Raw genomic sequence first — 15,343 nt, 5'->3', positions numbered from 1 at the left:
ACGGGCCGCCCGCCCCACCCTCAGCCCTTGCTGACCGCCGTCAGGATCTCCGGCAGCCGTCGTGCCGTTCGTGGGGCGGCCAGCCGGAGTCCGGCCAGCGTGAGCAGGGCGCCGTACGCGGTGCCCAGGGGCAGGAGGAGCCAGGTCCAGCCGTCGCCGTCCGCGGACACGTTCAGCCAGATGGCCAGGGCGATGACGGGGGCGCACAGCAGGGCGGCGGCGACCATGCCGCCGAAGATCGCGATCCAGGCGAGCCCGGCCTGCCCGGGGGCCACGTTCTTGTAGCCCTCCTGGGGGATCGAGTACGGGAAGCGGGCCGAGGACCACGCCCCGGTCGCCAGCATCGCGCCGAGCAGTGCGAAGGAGAGACCGAGCGCCTCGGGCAGCCGGGGCCAGTCGCCGAGCAGCGCCGTCGTCAGGACGGTCACGAGGGTCGCGTACGGGAAGGTGATCAGCAGCAACGCCAGCGCGCGCCCGCGCAGTTCGACGTACGCGTCGCGCGTGGAGGAGATCGTCATCGCGACCATCCAGAACGCGGACGTGTCCTGCCCGAACTGGTTGTACATCTGGATCCCGAGCATCCCGGCCGCGAAGCAGGCGAAGTAGATCGAGCCGGTGCCCTGCACGGCGTTCAGCACGGGCACGATCAGCCCGATGGCGAGTGAGGTCACCCACGCCGCCTTGGTCTTCGGGTCGCGCCACACGTACCGCAGGCTGCGCCGCATGACGGTCCCGGTGCGGCCGCCCGGCAGCAGCCGGCCAAGACCGGCGGAACCCCGCTCCCGGGCGACCGGCTCCGCCGCCTGCAACGTCGACCCGTCCGGCGCGGTCATCAGCCGGGTCAGGTGATGGGACCAGAGCGCCAGCAGCGCCGCCAACGCGGCCGCGCTCAGGGCGAGTCGGGCGACCGCGATGCCGTACGACCCCTCGCTCACCGCGTGCACCGCGCCGATCGCGGAGGCGGGCGGCACCCAGCTCAGCACGTCGCCCACCGGGTCGAGTTCCGAGAGCCCGCCCGCCGAACCGAGGCGCTGCGCACCGAAGTTGACCACCTGCGCGCCGACCGCGATGACCAGGCCGCTGAGCACCGCGAGGTCGCGGCCCCTGCGGCTGGTCAGCAGCCGGATGTTGGCGGCGGCGACAGCGCGCGCGAGGGCCACGCAGACGAGGAGTCCGAGGGCCACGGCGACGACGGCGGTGACGTACGCCGCCGTGCCGTGTGCCACGGAGATCGCGGACCCGGCGAGCAGGCACAGCGTGAACAGCGGCCCGATGCCGACGAGCGAGGCCGCGAGCAGTGCCCGGACCAGCGGGCGCGGTCGCAGCGGCAGCATCACCAGGCGGGTCGGGTCGAGCGTCTCGTCGCCGCTCGGGAAGAACAGCGGCAGCACGGCCCAGCCGAGCGCCAGGACCGACACGAGCAGTACGGCGACGGCGTTGGCGTGCGCGTTGCCGCGCAGCGCGATCAGGCCGAGGAGCTGGAGGGCGGCGATGAGGAGGACGAGGACGGCGGAGGCGACGTACGCGGCCCGTCGTCCCGACGACTGCCGCAGCCCGTTGCGCAGGAGCGACAGCTTCAGGCGTACGAGGACGGGGGTGACCGACGCGGCCGAGGCATCGGTGGTGGCGCTCATCGGGGCGCTCCGCCGCCCAGCCAGTCCAGGTCGGCACCGGCGGCGTGACGGTTCGCGCCGACCAGTTCCAGGAAGGCCTGCTGGAGGGAGGGGGCGTCGCCGCGGACGTCCGCGAGCGGGCCGTGCGCGCGGATCCGCCCGGCGGCCAGCACGGCGACCCAGTCGCACAGTGACTCGACCAGCTCCATCACGTGGGAGGAGAAGACGACGGTGGCGCCCGATGCGGTGTACCGCTCCAGGACGCCGCGGATGGTCTGCGCGGAGACCGGGTCGACGCCCTCGAACGGTTCGTCGAGGAAGAGGACTTCGGGGTTGTGCAGGAGCGCGCAGGCCAGGCCGATCTTCTTGCGCATGCCCGTGGAGTAGTCGACGACGAGTTTGTGCTGGGCGCCCGCGAGGTCGAGCACGTCCAGGAGCTGGGTGGCGCGCTTGTCGACCTCGGCGCCGGGCAGGCCGCGCAACCGGCCGGTGTAGCCGAGGAGTTCGCGTCCGGAGAGCCGCTCGAAGAGCCGCAGACCCTCGGGCAGGACACCGATCCGCGCCTTCACCTCCACCGGATCGCTCCACACGTCACGGCCGACGACCTCGACGGTGCCCTGGTCGGGCCTGAGCAGTCCGGTCACCATGGAGAGGGTGGTGGTCTTGCCCGCGCCGTTCGGCCCGACGAGTCCGATGAACTGGCCCGCGGGCAGCTCCAGATCGATCCCGGCGACAGCGACCTGCTCCCCGAACCGCTTCCAGAGCCCACGCACGCGTACGGCGGGCACGGCGGCCCCTGATCGCTCGGTCATGTAGGCACCCTAAGGGGCAACGGGCCGCTTTCCAGGGGCGCGGGGCTCCGCCTCCGAGCGGCTCCGCCCGGGGCGCGATCATCCACAGCGGATCCACGGCCTGTGGATGGCAGGCGTTACCGCTTCCCCTCCCGCCCGCAGGCGTACGCGAGCGGCGAGATCAGCTCCTCCGCGTCGGGCAGCCACCGGTTCGCCGGGGTGGGGCGGCAGGCCCACTGCACGGCGCCCCGCGACCCGAACCGCGTGGGCGGCGCCGCGACGTACGCCCCCTCGCCCAGCGTGACGAGATCGAGGGACGCGGCCGGCCAGCCCAGCTTGCGCACCAGGTCGGGAACCTTCGCGGAGGCCCCGGGGAGCACGAAGAAGTGCATGCGCCGGTCCGGGGTGCAGGTGACGGGGCCGAGGGTCAGCTCCATGCGCTCCATGCGGGCGAGCGCGAGGAACCCGGCGGTCTCGGGCACGTCGATCGCGTCGAACGTACGCCCGGTGGGCAGCAGGATCGACGCCGCGGGCTGCTTCGCCCACAGGCGGCGCGCGACGGTCGCACTGCCCGTGGCCTGCGTCGACCAGTCCTCGCGCGTCGGATGTGCGCCGGGCGCGGCGCACGCCGGCTCGCCGCAGGAGCAGCGCTGCACCCCGTCGACGGCTTCCAGCCAGGTGCCGGGGAACACGTCCCAGTGGCGCTCTTCTGCGTAGCGCACGGCTGTGTCCTGCATCGATTCGCCGCGCTGCTGGGGGATCTGTGCGGTCTCGGTGCCTGCGATGGTCTCGTCCACGTGGAACTCAACTCCCGCGTCCACCTCGGGTTACGGGGGACCCGCGCGCGGGGGAGGAGCATCGATTCCGCATGTGGGGCGCATGGATGCACGGGTGGGGGCGCGCACGGGGAATCGCGGCGGGGTCTGGGTAACCACGTGAGGGGTCGGGGCCAACGCCTTTACCCCGGCAATCCTCACATGTCTCGCATCTTCGCTGGGTCCGCGGGGCATTGATCTTCTTGGCCGAGTTCTTTCGCTGTTCCTTCACTGAGTTCGGCCGCTGAGGACACGTCAACTCGGTGCGTGGGCAGGCACCGCAGCCACAGGGGGTACGCCAATGGCCGCAAGGCCGCTCGTCGCGCGGCAGCCGAACGAACGACTGCAGGCGCTCATCCAGGAAGCGGGTTGCTCGAACGCCGGGCTGGCCCGCCGGGTCAACATGTGCGGCGCGGAGCACGGTCTCGATCTGCGGTACGACAAGACGTCCGTGGCGCGCTGGCTGCGCGGACAGCAGCCGCGTGGGCGGGCCCCGGCGATCATCGCCGAGGCGCTCGGCCGCAAGCTGGGCCGTACGGTCACGATCGACGAGATCGGCATGGCCAACGGCAAGAACCTCGCGTCCGGCGTCGGTCTCCAGTTCTCGCCGACCGTCCTGGGAGCCATCGAGCAGGTCTGCGAGCTGTGGCGCAGTGACGTCGGCCGCAGGGACTTCCTCTCCGGCTCGTCCGTCGCCGCCTCCGCGCTCGTGGAGCCCAGCCGCGACTGGCTGATCTCCTCGCCGGACTCCCAGGTGGCGCGCTCGGCGGGGCCGCGGGTCGGCGTCTCGGACGTGGCCGCGGTCCGCGCGATGACCCAGGCGCTGGTGGACCTGGACCACCAGTACGGCAGCGGGCATGTCCGCCCGGTCGTCGTCCACTACCTGAACAGCGTGGTCTCCGGGCTACTCGCGGGCTCCTACCGGGAGGCGGTCGGACGCGAACTGTTCGCCGCGGTCTCCCGGTTGACGGAACTGGCGGGCTACATGGCCATCGACACCGGCCAGCCGGGCCTCGCCCAGCGCTACTACATCCAGGCGCTGCGGCTCGCGCAGGCGGCCGGCGACCGGGCGTACGGCGGGTACGTACTCGCCGCGTCCATGAGCCACCTGGCGGCGCAGCTCGGCAACCCGCGTGAGATCGCGCAGCTCGCGCGCGCCGCACAGGAGGGCGCGCGGGGGCGGGTGACCCCGCGCGCGGAGTCGATGTTCCACGCCGCGGAGGCGCGCGGGCACGCGTTGCTGGGTGACGCGCGCGCCGCCCAGGCGGCGTCGGGGCGGGCCGTGAGCGCCCTGGAGTCGGCCGACGCGGCCTCGGGGGACGACCCGGTGTGGATCGCGCACTTCGACGAGGCCTATCTGGCGGACGAGTTGGCGCACTGCCACCGTGACCTCGGGCAGGCGGAGGCGGCCGCGCGCTGCGCGGAGGAGTCCCTCGCCGGGCTTCCCGAGTCCAAGGCCAGGCGGCGGGCGATCGGCTATGTGCTGCTCGCCACCGCTCAGGTCCAGCAGCGCGAGATCGAGCAGGCCTGCCATACCGGGCTGCGCGCGGTCGAGTTGCTCGGCACGCTCCGCTCCAACCGGGGCGCCGAGTATCTGGATGACTTCCAGCAGCGCCTGGAGCCGTATCAGGACGAGCCGGTGGTACGGGAGTTCGGGGCGCGGATGGAATTGCAGGCGGCGGCGTGAATGTTCGCTGGTCGAAGGGGTGAACGGACGGGAAACGATCAAGGAGGTTGCGGGCAGCGGGAGATGCGGCGCGGGGGAGCGGTTTTGTTACCGCGGTCACAGGGGCAGGGGTCCGGGTCCGTGCTGCGTGGCACCGGGTTGTGGGGACCCGGTAGCGTGAGCCGATGATTCCGAAGGTCCCCCATTCGTAGGAGTCCCGGTGACGCAGAGTGGACAGGGCGAAGAGCCTTCGTCGCGACCCGCGCGCGAAGGCATCGTGCTGCCCTCCGACGGCGGCGCGCCCTTGTTGCCCGGTACGACGGGCGACCGTACGACCCCGGCGGGCGGCCAGTCCTGGAACCGGCCGTGGGGCCCCGACCAGCAGGCCGCGCCCGACCCGCAGCCGGAGCAGCAGCCCGACCAGGGCTGGGGAACGGCGGTGAACGGCACCCAGACCTGGAGGGCGGCCCAGCCGCCCCGGTCGGACGCCCCCGCACCGGAATGGGGCACCCCCGAGGCGTCCCAGGACTGGACCCCCGCGCAGCCGAGACCGGGCTGGGGCGACAGTCCGGCCCAGCAGCCGTCCGGCCCCGACGCGTACGGCGCCCAGGAACTGCCGGGCTCACAGGGCGCTCAGCAGCCGCGGGGCTTCACACCGCGCCCGGCGCCCGGCGCCGGCCCGCTCCCGCCCGAGGACGCCCAGGGCCCGTCGTACGGGGGCGCGCAGCCTTCGCCGTACCCGGACGCCCAGACTCCGTCGTACGGGGGCGTGCAGCCTCCGACGTACTCGGACGCGCAGTCTGCGTCGTACGAGGGCCATGGCGGCGCCGTACCGCAGGGGCAGGGTGGATACGGTCCCGCCGCGGCCCAGCCGCCCTCGCCGCCCGCCGCGCAGCCGTTGCCGCCCGAGGGCGCGGACCTGGGAGCGGGGCCGGGGATGCCGCTGCCGCCCGTCGCCGAGGAAGGCGTGACGCAGTACATTCCGCACATTCCGCCCGCCCCCGGCGGTGACGAGGGCGCGACCCAGTACATACCGCACATACCTTCCGGTGCCGCCGCGCCCGACGAGGGCGCCACCCAGTACATCCCCCCGGTGGTCCCGGGGGCACTGCCTCCCGAGGTGCACGCCGACGCCACCCAGTACCTGGGAAGGCAGGAGCAGGGGAGTGCCGGACCGCTGCCGGCCGGCGCGCACCCGGATGCCCAGCCCACGCAGTACATCCCTCCCGTTCCCGCCCAGCCGGAAGGACCGTCCTACGCGATGCGTCCGGGCGAGCCGGAGGACCGGCAGCCGCCCGCGGAGTTCGACAACCTGTTCCGCAGCGAGCCCGAAGGGCCGCCGTCGACGCAGCAGCTGCCGCGGTTCGACCCGTCGGCCCCGGCCCCACAGGCCTCGTACGGGGCGCAGGCCCCCGGCGGGCCCGGAGCGCCCGGCGGACGTGCCGCCGCGCGGCGCGGGGGCGGCAATGACGGCGGTGGCGGGCGCGGGGGACGCGGCGGTTCGCGCGTCCCGTTGATCGCCGCGATCGGCATCGGCATCGTCGTGCTCGGCGTCGGCGCCGGAGCCCTGCTCAGCGGCGGCGGGACCGAGGACGACGGCGACAAGAGCGCGACCGTGTCGGCGACGGCTCCCGCGACGGACGGCTCGGCGTCGGCCTCCACCGACCAGGCCAAGCCGCAGGCCGTCGAGCTGGACAAGCTTCTCGCGGACGCCAACGCCAGCCGCGACTCGGTGATCAACGCCGTGGCCAACGTCACGGCGTGCAAGAACCTCGGCCAGGCCGCCACCGATCTGCGGAACGCGGCCAACCAGCGCGGCGAGCTGGTCACCCGGCTCGACGCCCTCTCGCTGGACCAGCTCCCCAACCACGCCGAGCTGACCACCGCGCTCACCAACGGCTGGAAGGCCTCGGAGTCGGCCGACAACCACTACGCCGCCTGGGCCGACCAGGCGGCCGGCAAGAAGGGCTGCAAGGACGGCCGCGCCCGCGGCACGGGCCAGAGCCAGGCCGGCAACCGGGACAGCGGCACGGCCAGCACCGCGAAGGAGAAGGCCGCGAGGCTGTGGAACTCCATCGCCAAGCAGTACGGACTGACGGAGCGGACGCGGATCCAGCTGTAGGTCCGGCCCGGGCCGGCTCACTCGGATCCGACCGAGCCGGCCCGGCGCCGGTCCCGCAGTCGACGCGGGGCATGCGGGGCCGGGCCCTTCTCCGGTCCGCTAGTCCGCGCTCTCCAGGGTCTTCGACATGTTGACGAACCCCTTGCGTGCCGTCGCCAGCCGGCCCTTGCGTACGACCTGGAAGGTGACGTCGGCGTTGACGAGGCGGGGGAAGTCGACCGCCGCGATCATGTCCTCGAAGCGCCAGCTGAGGGTCGGGGTGAGGCCGCCGGTGGCCACCTTGAGACCGTCGTCGAGGGTCCGCCGGAGGGTGAGCGCGGTCACGTCGCCTTCGCCGAGCGACTCGACGGCCCGGCTCAGCACGGTGTAAGCGATCCAGGTGGTCTGCACGCCCGCGTCCGCGGGGTCGACCCGGTTGTCCTCGAAGGCGTGCTCGCTGATCACCTTGCGCATCGCGTCCCAGCTCGAGTCGCTCGCGGGCGGGTACCAGCCGGTGACCAACGCGCCCTCGTACGGGCTCGACGCGCCGCCGGTGGCGTTGATGACCGACTGGTCGACGCTGCCCAGGACGGTGCCCACGCCCACCTTCGAGTAGCCCTCGCGGTCGCGCCGGAAGGAGTCCATGAAGTTGTCCGTACGGTCGCCGAGCGCCGGGACCACGCAACCGTTCCTGGCCGGGTCGGAGGTCGCGTTCTCCAGTGCCGCCCGGGTCTGCTTCGAGTACTCGGTCGCGTCGTCGGCGGCCCGCTGGTCGGTGGCGGACGAGTGCTTCGTCGCCTTCAGGCCGGAGTCGATCAGCACCGGCAGTTCGTCACCGGCGATCGTGTCGGGACGTATCAGCGAGACCGGACCGCAGGTCGTGCCGAGCTGCTCGCCGAGGCCGGCCAGCAGCGCCGGCTCCCCGCCGTTGACTGGGTAGGACAGGGGGCTGGTGAACTCGTCGTCGGTGACGCCGTAACCACCGATGTACGGGATGCCGGCGCCCTCCAGCGGGGCGAGGAAGGAGCGGCCGTGCTGGCTGTAGGAGCCGACGACCGCGACGACGTTCTCCTTGACCGCGCGCCGGGCGCAGGTCGCGGCGTCCACGCTGTTGTTGTGGTCGTTGCAGGTGAGGATGTTGAGTTTGTGGCCGTTGATACCGCCCTTGCTGTTGACCCAGCGGGCGTAGGCCTTCGCCATGGCGGGCATGCCGGGCTTGTTGGTCGCGGCGGTGTTCTCCGGCGCCCACGTCATGACGGTGATGGAGCCGTCCCCGGAGCCTCCCGAGACACCGGGGATGACCCCGCATCCGACGACGACCGACGTACACGCCAGCAGCGCGCCCGTGGACAGCAACGTGGCTCTGAGGCGCCGGGGGAGGGTGGGGGAGGTGGTGCTTGTTCGTCGCCTGCCGCTCATGGACACGCACGATTCCGTCACACCAATAACCCGATGGTGACCGGTGGTCAACGTGAGGTGGCACAGAGGTGAATTACGGGGGCGGATGATCTGCTTTTCACAGGGAACGTACGATCGGTGACCGTGCAAGGTTCGGAGAACTCTTCCCGTCGCGGCCGTCGCTCACCCACTATGGGCGACATGCCACTGAACGACATGCCGTGGTGGCGCTGGCGCAGCAATGTGCGCTCCGCGCTGCACATGCTTTCCGACACCGACTTCCAGCGAGGCGTCTGGCTCGCGGGCGTCGAAGGGTACGGCGACGTCACCGACGCCGTGTACCGCCTGGTCGAGGACACCTGGCTGGACAACTGGTCCGCCGAGAAATACGTCGGCACGATCTTCCGGGACTCCCAGGAGGCGGCGCTCGTCGACACCGCGGTGCTCCGTGTTCTGCGGATCATGCACCAGGTGGGACCCGACGCCCTCGTCTCCACGTATCTCGACCACCAGGGCTGGCCCGACGCGGTGCGCGCGGCGCGCGACGCGCATGTGCGGCTCGCGGTGAGCGACGGGGAGGACCCCGACATCCCGCCGCGTACGCTCGAGGTGCTGAAGATCCTCACGCGGTCGGCCTAGGCCCGCCCGGTTCCGCGGCGCGGCACGGCCGGCGGACCCGTACCGGCCCCTGACCTGGTCCGCCTGGCGGGACGGCGGCCCGTCCGATGCGGGCGGTATGGGACCCTGTCCCGCATGAATGAGCAGTCCGTCCGCGGGGCAGCACCCGCCGCCGAGCAGTACGTCCTCACCCTCTCCTGCCCCGACAAGCAGGGCATCGTGCACGCCGTGTCGAGCTACCTCTTCATGACCGGCTGCAACATCGAGGACAGTCAGCAGTTCGGCGACCACGACACGGGTCTGTTCTTCATGCGCGTCCACTTCTCGGCGGAGCCGCCGGTGACGGTGGACAAGCTGCGCGCGAGCTTCGCGGCCATCGGCGACGCCTTCCAGATGGACTGGCAGATCCACCGGGCCGAGGAAAAGATGCGGATCGTGCTGATGGTCAGCAGGTTCGGCCACTGCCTGAACGACCTGCTCTTCCGCGCGCGGACCGGAGCGCTGCCCGTCGAGATCGCGGCCGTGGTCTCCAACCACACGGACTTCGCCGAGCTCGTGGCGTCGTACGACGTTCCCTTCCACCACATCGCGGTGACCAAGGACACGAAGGCCGAGGCCGAGGCGCGGCTCCTGGAGCTGGTCCGGGCCGAGGACGTCGAACTCGTCGTCCTCGCCCGCTACATGCAGGTGCTGTCGGACGACCTGTGCAAGCGGCTCAGCGGGCGGATCATCAACATCCACCACTCCTTCCTGCCGAGCTTCAAGGGCGCGAAGCCGTACCACCAGGCGCACGCCCGGGGCGTGAAGCTCATCGGGGCCACCTCGCACTATGTGACGGCCGACCTCGACGAGGGGCCGATCATCGAGCAGGAGGTCGAGCGCGTCGGTCACGGTGTGACGCCGGACCAGCTCGTCGCCATCGGGCGTGACGTCGAATGCCAGGCGCTGGCGCGGGCCGTCAAGTGGCACGCGGAGCGGCGCATTCTGCTGAACGGGCGCCGGACGGTCGTGTTCGCGTAGGGGAGCACCCCTTCAGCCCGTCCGGCGTTCGAGGACGAGCGCGAAGCGCGAAAGGGGGGTCTGCGGGCGCAGCCCCCAGAAACGGGACGGGAAGGGGCGGAGGGGGCGAAAAACCCACGCCCGCCCGCCCACCCGCAGTCGGCTCACATCCTGCTCAACGACGCCGCCGCGAACAGCACATCCCTGATCGCCTCGCGGTCCCCGTCCTGGCCGGCGGCCGCCTCCTCCGGCGACACGTGCCCCGCCGCCAGCTTGCAGAACTCCACGCCGTCCAGCGCGACATGGGCCACCTCGCGGTCCGCGGAGGCGACCGCGCCGGGGGAGTCGAGCGGGATGAGCCACTCGCCGCCGCCGGAGCCCTCGATCTCCAGGCGCAGGCTGCGCCCGGGCTCGCCCGCCGCGACGAGGTGGCGGGGCGGCGGCGCGGAGAGGCCCGCCCGGCGCCGCTCGGCCAGCGAGGCGGGCAGCATGCGGGCCGCCAGGTCGATCATGACGTGCAGATGGCGCGGGGCCGGCGGGCCGTACGGATAGTCCACCGCCTCCGCGATGTCCCCCGCGTGCACCCAGCACTCGAAGGCCCGGTCGAGCATCGAGTCGCTCAGCGGCAGCTCGAAGTCGCCGTACGCCACCGGCAGGCGCCCGGAGCCGCCGCCCGCGAACGACACCGTACGGACGAGGTCGTGGCTCTGCTCCCGCCAGGGTCCGCGCACCGAACGGGTGGGCGGGAAGTGCGAGGCCTTCCAGTACTCCTCGGTGCGGGCCGCCGGAGCCGCCTGGCGCGGGAGTGTGCCGAGCGGGTCCTCCAGGCCCAGCGCGACGGCGACCAGCCCGTCGACGGTGAGCAGGTGGGCGATGACCCCGGCGACGGTCGTACGGCGGCTGGTGGGGCGGTCGCCCTCGAACCAGCGCAGCCGCACGGGCGCGTGCCACTCGGCGTCGCCTATGTCCTGGAGCAGCGCGTCGAGCCGGGCGGTCTCCGCGTCGTACGGAGTCGCCCACTCGGGCACCGGGATCCGCGGCGGGCGGCGGCCGAGGCAGCCCTCAAGGACGCGGGTGCGCAGCGCCGGGTCGAGATCGAGGCTCTCGGGCTGATGCAGCAGCCCGACCGCCTCGCGCAGTCCCAGCGCCTCGTCCGCGCAGGAGCCGCAGTCCCCGAGGTGCTCCTCGACGGCGGCCGTCTCCCGCGCCGAGCACGCGGCGAGCGCCCAGGCACCCAGCAGCGCCTTCAGCACCTGGTGGTCAAGGACGAGGGGTTCGGGCTCGGGAGCGGGGACCGGCGTGGGCAGCGGCAGTCCGGTGTCCTCGACGGAGGAACGCGGTAGGGGTATGCGGGGTGGCCTGCCCGGCACGTCGTCCTGGCCGCCCTCGGGCCGGTCGGGGCCCTGCGGGCCGCCGGGACCACCCGGGCCGAGCGGATACCCCGGCCTGCCGGGCTCCCCGGGGTACGCCGGACCCGCGCCGGCACCGTCCTCCCGCTGCTCGTCCCCGTCCCGTTCCTTGTCCCTGCCTTCGTCGCCGTCCCCGTGGCCGTCCTGGTCCCGGGCCTGTTCGTCGAACGCCTCGAAGCGGTCCGCCCCTCCGCTCACCTGGCACCCCCGTACTCGGGCGGTGCCCCGGGGCCGCCGGCGTCATGGGCGGTGGAAAGGAGCTGGAGGCCGAGGCGGAGCCGGCGGCGGGCCTCGTCCTCGGTGACGCCGAGGTCGGTGGCGGCCTGGCGGTAGTCACGGCGCTGGAAGTAGGCGAGCTCCAGGGCGGCGCGCAGCGGGGCGGGCATGGCCGTGACGATGTAGTCGGCGCGGGCGGCCACGGAGGCGCTCCGCACCTTGCGCTCCAGATCCTCGGTGGTGCCACGGCCGCCGCGGGCGAGCGCGGCGGTCTCCGTGGCGCGCAGCCGCTGGACGGCGAGACGGTGGGCCAGCGTGGCGACCCAGGAACGCAGCGGGCCCTGCTTGGGGTCGTACGCGTCGGGGTTCTCCCAGACGTGGGTGAACACCTCGCGTGTGACGCCGTCGGCGGCCCGCTCGTCACCGAGCACGCGGTGCGCGAGGCCGTGCACCAGCGACGCGAACCGGTCGTAGAGCTCACCCAGCGCGGCCGCCTCCCCGCGCGCGAGCCGCTGTTGCATTTTGCGGTCCCAGCGAGGCGGTGCGTCCTTCGTCGCCATGCGGCCCCCTCACCTGGTCGTGCCCGGCGCCTGTCCCTGTGTCCTGAGTGCGTGTCCGCCCGCCCGTGCTGTGTCCAGCCTGCGCAGACTCCCTGTCCTGAATGTAGTCGGCACGTCCGACAGCGCACGCCCCTTTGCGTCATTGTGCGCCCCTGGAGGTCCAGGAATGGTAGGCGCCTGCCCTGTATCGAACACATCAGAACGTATGCGACCGAAATGGTTCGCTCATCACGCGCTTTCGACCGTAGACCGACGTTTCTTCGCGCCCGGACCGGTGTTTCATGGAACGACAGTCGGGCAGGCGCGCCAGAAGGATGCGTAGGAATCGCTTCCGTTTCCGGTGCGTGAGGCACGTACCGCGTCGGGCAGTCGGGCGTACGAAGCGGGCGAGACCTGTGCGACGGGCGGGACCGGCGATGCGGGCGGGTCGTGCGAGGCGAGTGAGAGGCGTGGCGGTGACGGTGACGCTCAAGGTGACCGAGGGCGAGGAGAGCGGCTGGGCCGTGCTCCGGTTGTCCGGCGAGATGGACCTCGTGACGTCGCCGGTGCTGCGCCATCGCGTGCACGAGGCGGTGGCCGAGGGCCGCCACGACATCGTTCTCGACCTCTCCGAGGTCCTCTTCTGCGACTCCAGCGGTGTCGGTGTACTCATCGCCGTCCGCCGTCTCATGCGGTCCTGCCAGGGGCGCCTGCGCCTGATACTGCCCGCGCAGGGAGCGGTCGAGGGCTCGCACGTCAACCGGGTCCTCGCGGCCCTCGGCGTGCGCCGTCTCTTCGACGTCTACCCGGGCGTCGCCGAGGCCGTCTGCGAGGAGTCGACCCCCCTGTCGGCATGAGCGGCGACACACCATGGGCCTCCTTCCCGTGATCACCCGGCGTGCGGAATCCCTCACCGGGGGAAGCGATACGCCACATCGTTGTCCCGGAATTCCCGCAGTCTTGGTACAAGCGTCGTTTTCCCGCTCCCGGGGTGCCCGCGACGCCGTACGCTCCGTCCCAGACCGACCCTCACGTGACGTAAGGCGGCCCGAACGACATGGCCAACAGCGAGTACGAGCGCAGGATCGCCGCCCGGTTCTCCGGCTTCGACCAGGACGGCAACGGCTACATCGACCGGGAGGACTTCAACGCCGCGACCAAGGCGGTCCTCGCCGAGTTCGATACGGCGGCCCGGTCGGAGAAGGGGCAGGCGCTCTACATGGGCGCGGAGGCCTTCTGGCAGGGCATGGCGGGGATAGCGGACCGTGACGGCGACCAGCGGATCACCCGTCAGGAGTTCGTGAACGGCGCGGTCAAGCGGCTGCGCGACAACCCCGACCGCTTCGCCGAGATCGCCCGCCCCTTCCTGCACGCGGCCCTCGCCGTCGCGGACACCGACGGGGACGGCGCGGCCACGGTCGACGACACCGCACGCGTGCTCAAAGCGCTGGGCGCTCCCGAGGACGTCGCCGCGGCGGCGGCCGGCACCCTCGACACGGACGCCGACGGCCGGATCGGCGAGGTGGAGATCGTGAGCGCCTTCGCCCGCTACTTCACGGTTCCTGAGTGAGTCCCTGTGAATAGCGCTCCCTGAGCTTGTACTTGAGCACCTTGCGCAGGGTCTCGTTGCGCGGGAGGGCGTCCACCACCTCCAGCTGCTCCGGCAGCTTGTGCACGGACAGCCCTTCCGCCCGCAGGTGGGACGTGATTCCAGCCAAGGTCAACTCCTCGGCTCCCGGCGGCTGTTCGGCCGGTTCGATCACGGCGCAGACCCGTTCGCCCCGTTCGGCGTCGGGCAGTCCGATCACGGCGGCGTCCCCGACCGCCGGATGCCGGTGCAGCAGGTCCTCGATCTCCTTCGCCGAGATGTTCTCGCCCTTGCGGATGATGACGTCCTTCAGCCGCCCGGTGAGCACCAGATGCCCGCTCTCCGTCAGATGCCCGACGTCACCGGTGATCAGGAACCCGTCCGCGTCGAAGGCCTCAGCCGTCTGCGACGGGTCCAGATAGCCCTGGCAGACGGCCTCCCCGCGCAGCCGCACCTCGCCGTCCACGATCCGTATCTCCATGCCCTCGGGCGGCCGGCCCTCCGTCGTCGCCAGGTGCTCCACCGAGTCGTCCGGCGACCCCATCGTGATCATCGGGACCTCGGTCATCCCGTACCCGTGGGTGAGCTGCACGTCCATCTCGCGCACGACGGAGTGATAGACCTCGGGCGGCTTCGGCGCCCCACCGCCCGCCAGCAGCCGCAGAGTCGGTATCAGCGGTTCCCCCGGCCGCTTGCGCTGCTCGGCGAGGAACATCGAGTAGAAGGCGGTCGAACCGCCGGCCACCGTCACGCCGTGCCTGCGGTAGTCCTCCAGGGCGGCGGGCAGCGCGAAGTGCTCGAACAGCACGGCGGGGAAGCCGTACAGCAGCAGCATCACCGTGTAGTCGGGCCCGGCGATGTGCGCGTACGGGAAGGCCATCGAGCCGACGTCGTCCGCGGACAGGTGCAGCGCGTGCGCCAGGCAGGAGCCGCCCGCGATCAGCGAACGGTCGGTGTGCAGCACGCCCTTGGGGTCGGAGGTGGTGCCGGAGGTCCAGTAGATCCAGCGGACCGAGGTGCCGTCCGAGGGCGGGGCGGGCAGTGCGGAGGGATCGCCGTCCGGCAGCCGGCCGTACGCCTCGAAGACGCCCTTGGCACCCAGCCGCCGCGCCATCGCCCCGTGGTCGAAGCCGCGCCACTCACCCGGTACGGCGAAGAACTCGGCCTTCGACTCCCGTAGCGCGAAGCCGACTTCGCGGTCGCGGTAGAAGGGGATCACCGGGGACTGCACGGCGCCGAGCCTGGCCAGCGCGAAGGACAGCAGGGCCGTCTCGATCCGGGTGGGCAGTTGCCAGGCGACCACCGTGCCCGGGCGTACGCCCATGTGGTGGAGGCCCGCCGCCACCCGCTCGGCCCGGTCCCGCAACTCCCCGAAGGTCAGGGACCGGTCGTCCTGGAGGAGGACGGGCCGGTGCGGGGTGAGGGCGGCGCGGCGGGCGACCAGTTCCCAGAGGGTGCGGGAGGAACCCAGGTCGTGTGCGGTGTCGTTCACTTCGACCCCCTGTCGTCGACCGGCGGCCGGCCGGTCAATATCTGACGTCTCGTCAGATCGTGCGCAGAGCGTAGAGCCCGCCGCCTTGTCGGTCCATA

At 72.3% G+C, this 15,343-nt stretch carries 13 protein-coding genes; 6 read left to right on the top strand and 7 right to left on the bottom strand.

Going from position 1 to position 15,343, the window contains the following annotated elements; translation table 11 throughout:
* Positions 1-20: 20 nt before the first annotated feature.
* The 3 genes from ACIBLC_RS25325 to ACIBLC_RS25315 form a co-directional block, all read right to left on the bottom strand.
* Positions 21-1,634 carry a transporter gene (locus ACIBLC_RS25325; RefSeq protein ID WP_399213467.1) on the bottom strand — a complete coding sequence of 538 codons (1,614 nt, stop codon included), beginning with the start codon at positions 1,632-1,634 and terminating at the stop codon, positions 21-23.
* Positions 1,631-2,425: an ABC transporter ATP-binding protein gene (locus ACIBLC_RS25320; protein ID WP_399213466.1), complete on the bottom strand. Its 795-nt coding sequence runs from the start codon at positions 2,423-2,425 to the stop codon at positions 1,631-1,633. The genes ACIBLC_RS25325 and ACIBLC_RS25320 overlap by 4 nt, the downstream gene beginning before the upstream one ends.
* A gap of 116 nt (positions 2,426-2,541) precedes the next feature.
* Positions 2,542-3,201, bottom strand: coding sequence for a bifunctional DNA primase/polymerase (locus ACIBLC_RS25315; protein WP_399213465.1), 660 nt, complete (start codon positions 3,199-3,201; stop codon positions 2,542-2,544).
* 319 nt (positions 3,202-3,520) lie between these two features.
* Here ACIBLC_RS25315 and ACIBLC_RS25310 point away from each other — a divergent pair, with 319 nt between their 5' ends.
* Together ACIBLC_RS25310 and ACIBLC_RS25305 are read left to right on the top strand one after the other, a co-directional pair.
* Positions 3,521-4,906, top strand: a complete 1,386-nt coding sequence (locus ACIBLC_RS25310; RefSeq protein WP_399213464.1) for a transcriptional regulator — start codon at positions 3,521-3,523, stop codon at positions 4,904-4,906.
* 199 nt (positions 4,907-5,105) lie between these two features.
* Entirely contained in the window at positions 5,106-7,007 is a 1,902-nt protein-coding gene (locus ACIBLC_RS25305) for a hypothetical protein (protein WP_399213463.1), read from the top strand.
* A gap of 99 nt (positions 7,008-7,106) precedes the next feature.
* Here ACIBLC_RS25305 and ACIBLC_RS25300 read toward each other — a convergent pair whose 3' ends face one another.
* Entirely contained in the window at positions 7,107-8,405 is a 1,299-nt protein-coding gene (locus tag ACIBLC_RS25300) for an ABC transporter substrate-binding protein (protein WP_399213462.1), read from the bottom strand.
* Between the two features lie 117 nt (positions 8,406-8,522).
* Here ACIBLC_RS25300 and ACIBLC_RS25295 point away from each other — a divergent pair, with 117 nt between their 5' ends.
* Positions 8,523-9,023, top strand: a complete 501-nt coding sequence (locus ACIBLC_RS25295) for a hypothetical protein (RefSeq protein ID WP_399213461.1) — start codon at positions 8,523-8,525, stop codon at positions 9,021-9,023.
* Positions 9,024-9,137: 114 nt separating this feature from the next.
* Positions 9,138-10,022, top strand: coding sequence for a formyltetrahydrofolate deformylase (gene purU, locus ACIBLC_RS25290; protein WP_399213460.1), 885 nt, complete (start codon positions 9,138-9,140; stop codon positions 10,020-10,022).
* A gap of 143 nt (positions 10,023-10,165) precedes the next feature.
* Here purU and ACIBLC_RS25285 read toward each other — a convergent pair whose 3' ends face one another.
* Both ACIBLC_RS25285 and ACIBLC_RS25280 read right to left on the bottom strand, forming a co-directional pair.
* Positions 10,166-11,608, bottom strand: a complete 1,443-nt coding sequence (locus tag ACIBLC_RS25285) for a zf-HC2 domain-containing protein (protein WP_399213459.1) — start codon at positions 11,606-11,608, stop codon at positions 10,166-10,168.
* Entirely contained in the window at positions 11,605-12,186 is a 582-nt protein-coding gene (locus ACIBLC_RS25280; protein WP_399213458.1) for a sigma-70 family RNA polymerase sigma factor, read from the bottom strand. The genes ACIBLC_RS25285 and ACIBLC_RS25280 overlap by 4 nt, the downstream gene beginning before the upstream one ends.
* 455 nt (positions 12,187-12,641) lie before the next feature.
* Between ACIBLC_RS25280 and ACIBLC_RS25275 the strand changes: the two genes are divergently transcribed.
* Positions 12,642-13,022 (top strand): STAS domain-containing protein, encoded by a 381-nt coding sequence (locus ACIBLC_RS25275; protein ID WP_399213457.1) that lies wholly within the window; start codon positions 12,642-12,644, stop codon positions 13,020-13,022.
* Positions 13,023-13,222: 200 nt separating this feature from the next.
* A complete protein-coding gene (locus ACIBLC_RS25270) occupies positions 13,223-13,735 on the top strand; it encodes an EF-hand domain-containing protein (RefSeq protein ID WP_399213456.1) in 513 nt (170 codons plus the stop codon).
* Here ACIBLC_RS25270 and ACIBLC_RS25265 read toward each other — a convergent pair.
* Positions 13,719-15,245, bottom strand: coding sequence for a class I adenylate-forming enzyme family protein (locus tag ACIBLC_RS25265; protein ID WP_399213455.1), 1,527 nt, complete (start codon positions 15,243-15,245; stop codon positions 13,719-13,721). The two genes, ACIBLC_RS25270 and ACIBLC_RS25265, sit on opposite strands and share 17 nt — an antisense overlap.
* Positions 15,246-15,343: the final 98 nt, after the last annotated feature.

It is taken from the genome of Streptomyces sp. NPDC050535, assembly GCF_044457665.1.
Lineage (GTDB): Bacteria > Actinomycetota > Actinomycetes > Streptomycetales > Streptomycetaceae > Streptomyces.
Note: the sequence above shows the minus strand (reverse complement) of the source record. Positions and strands in the feature narration are given on the sequence as shown.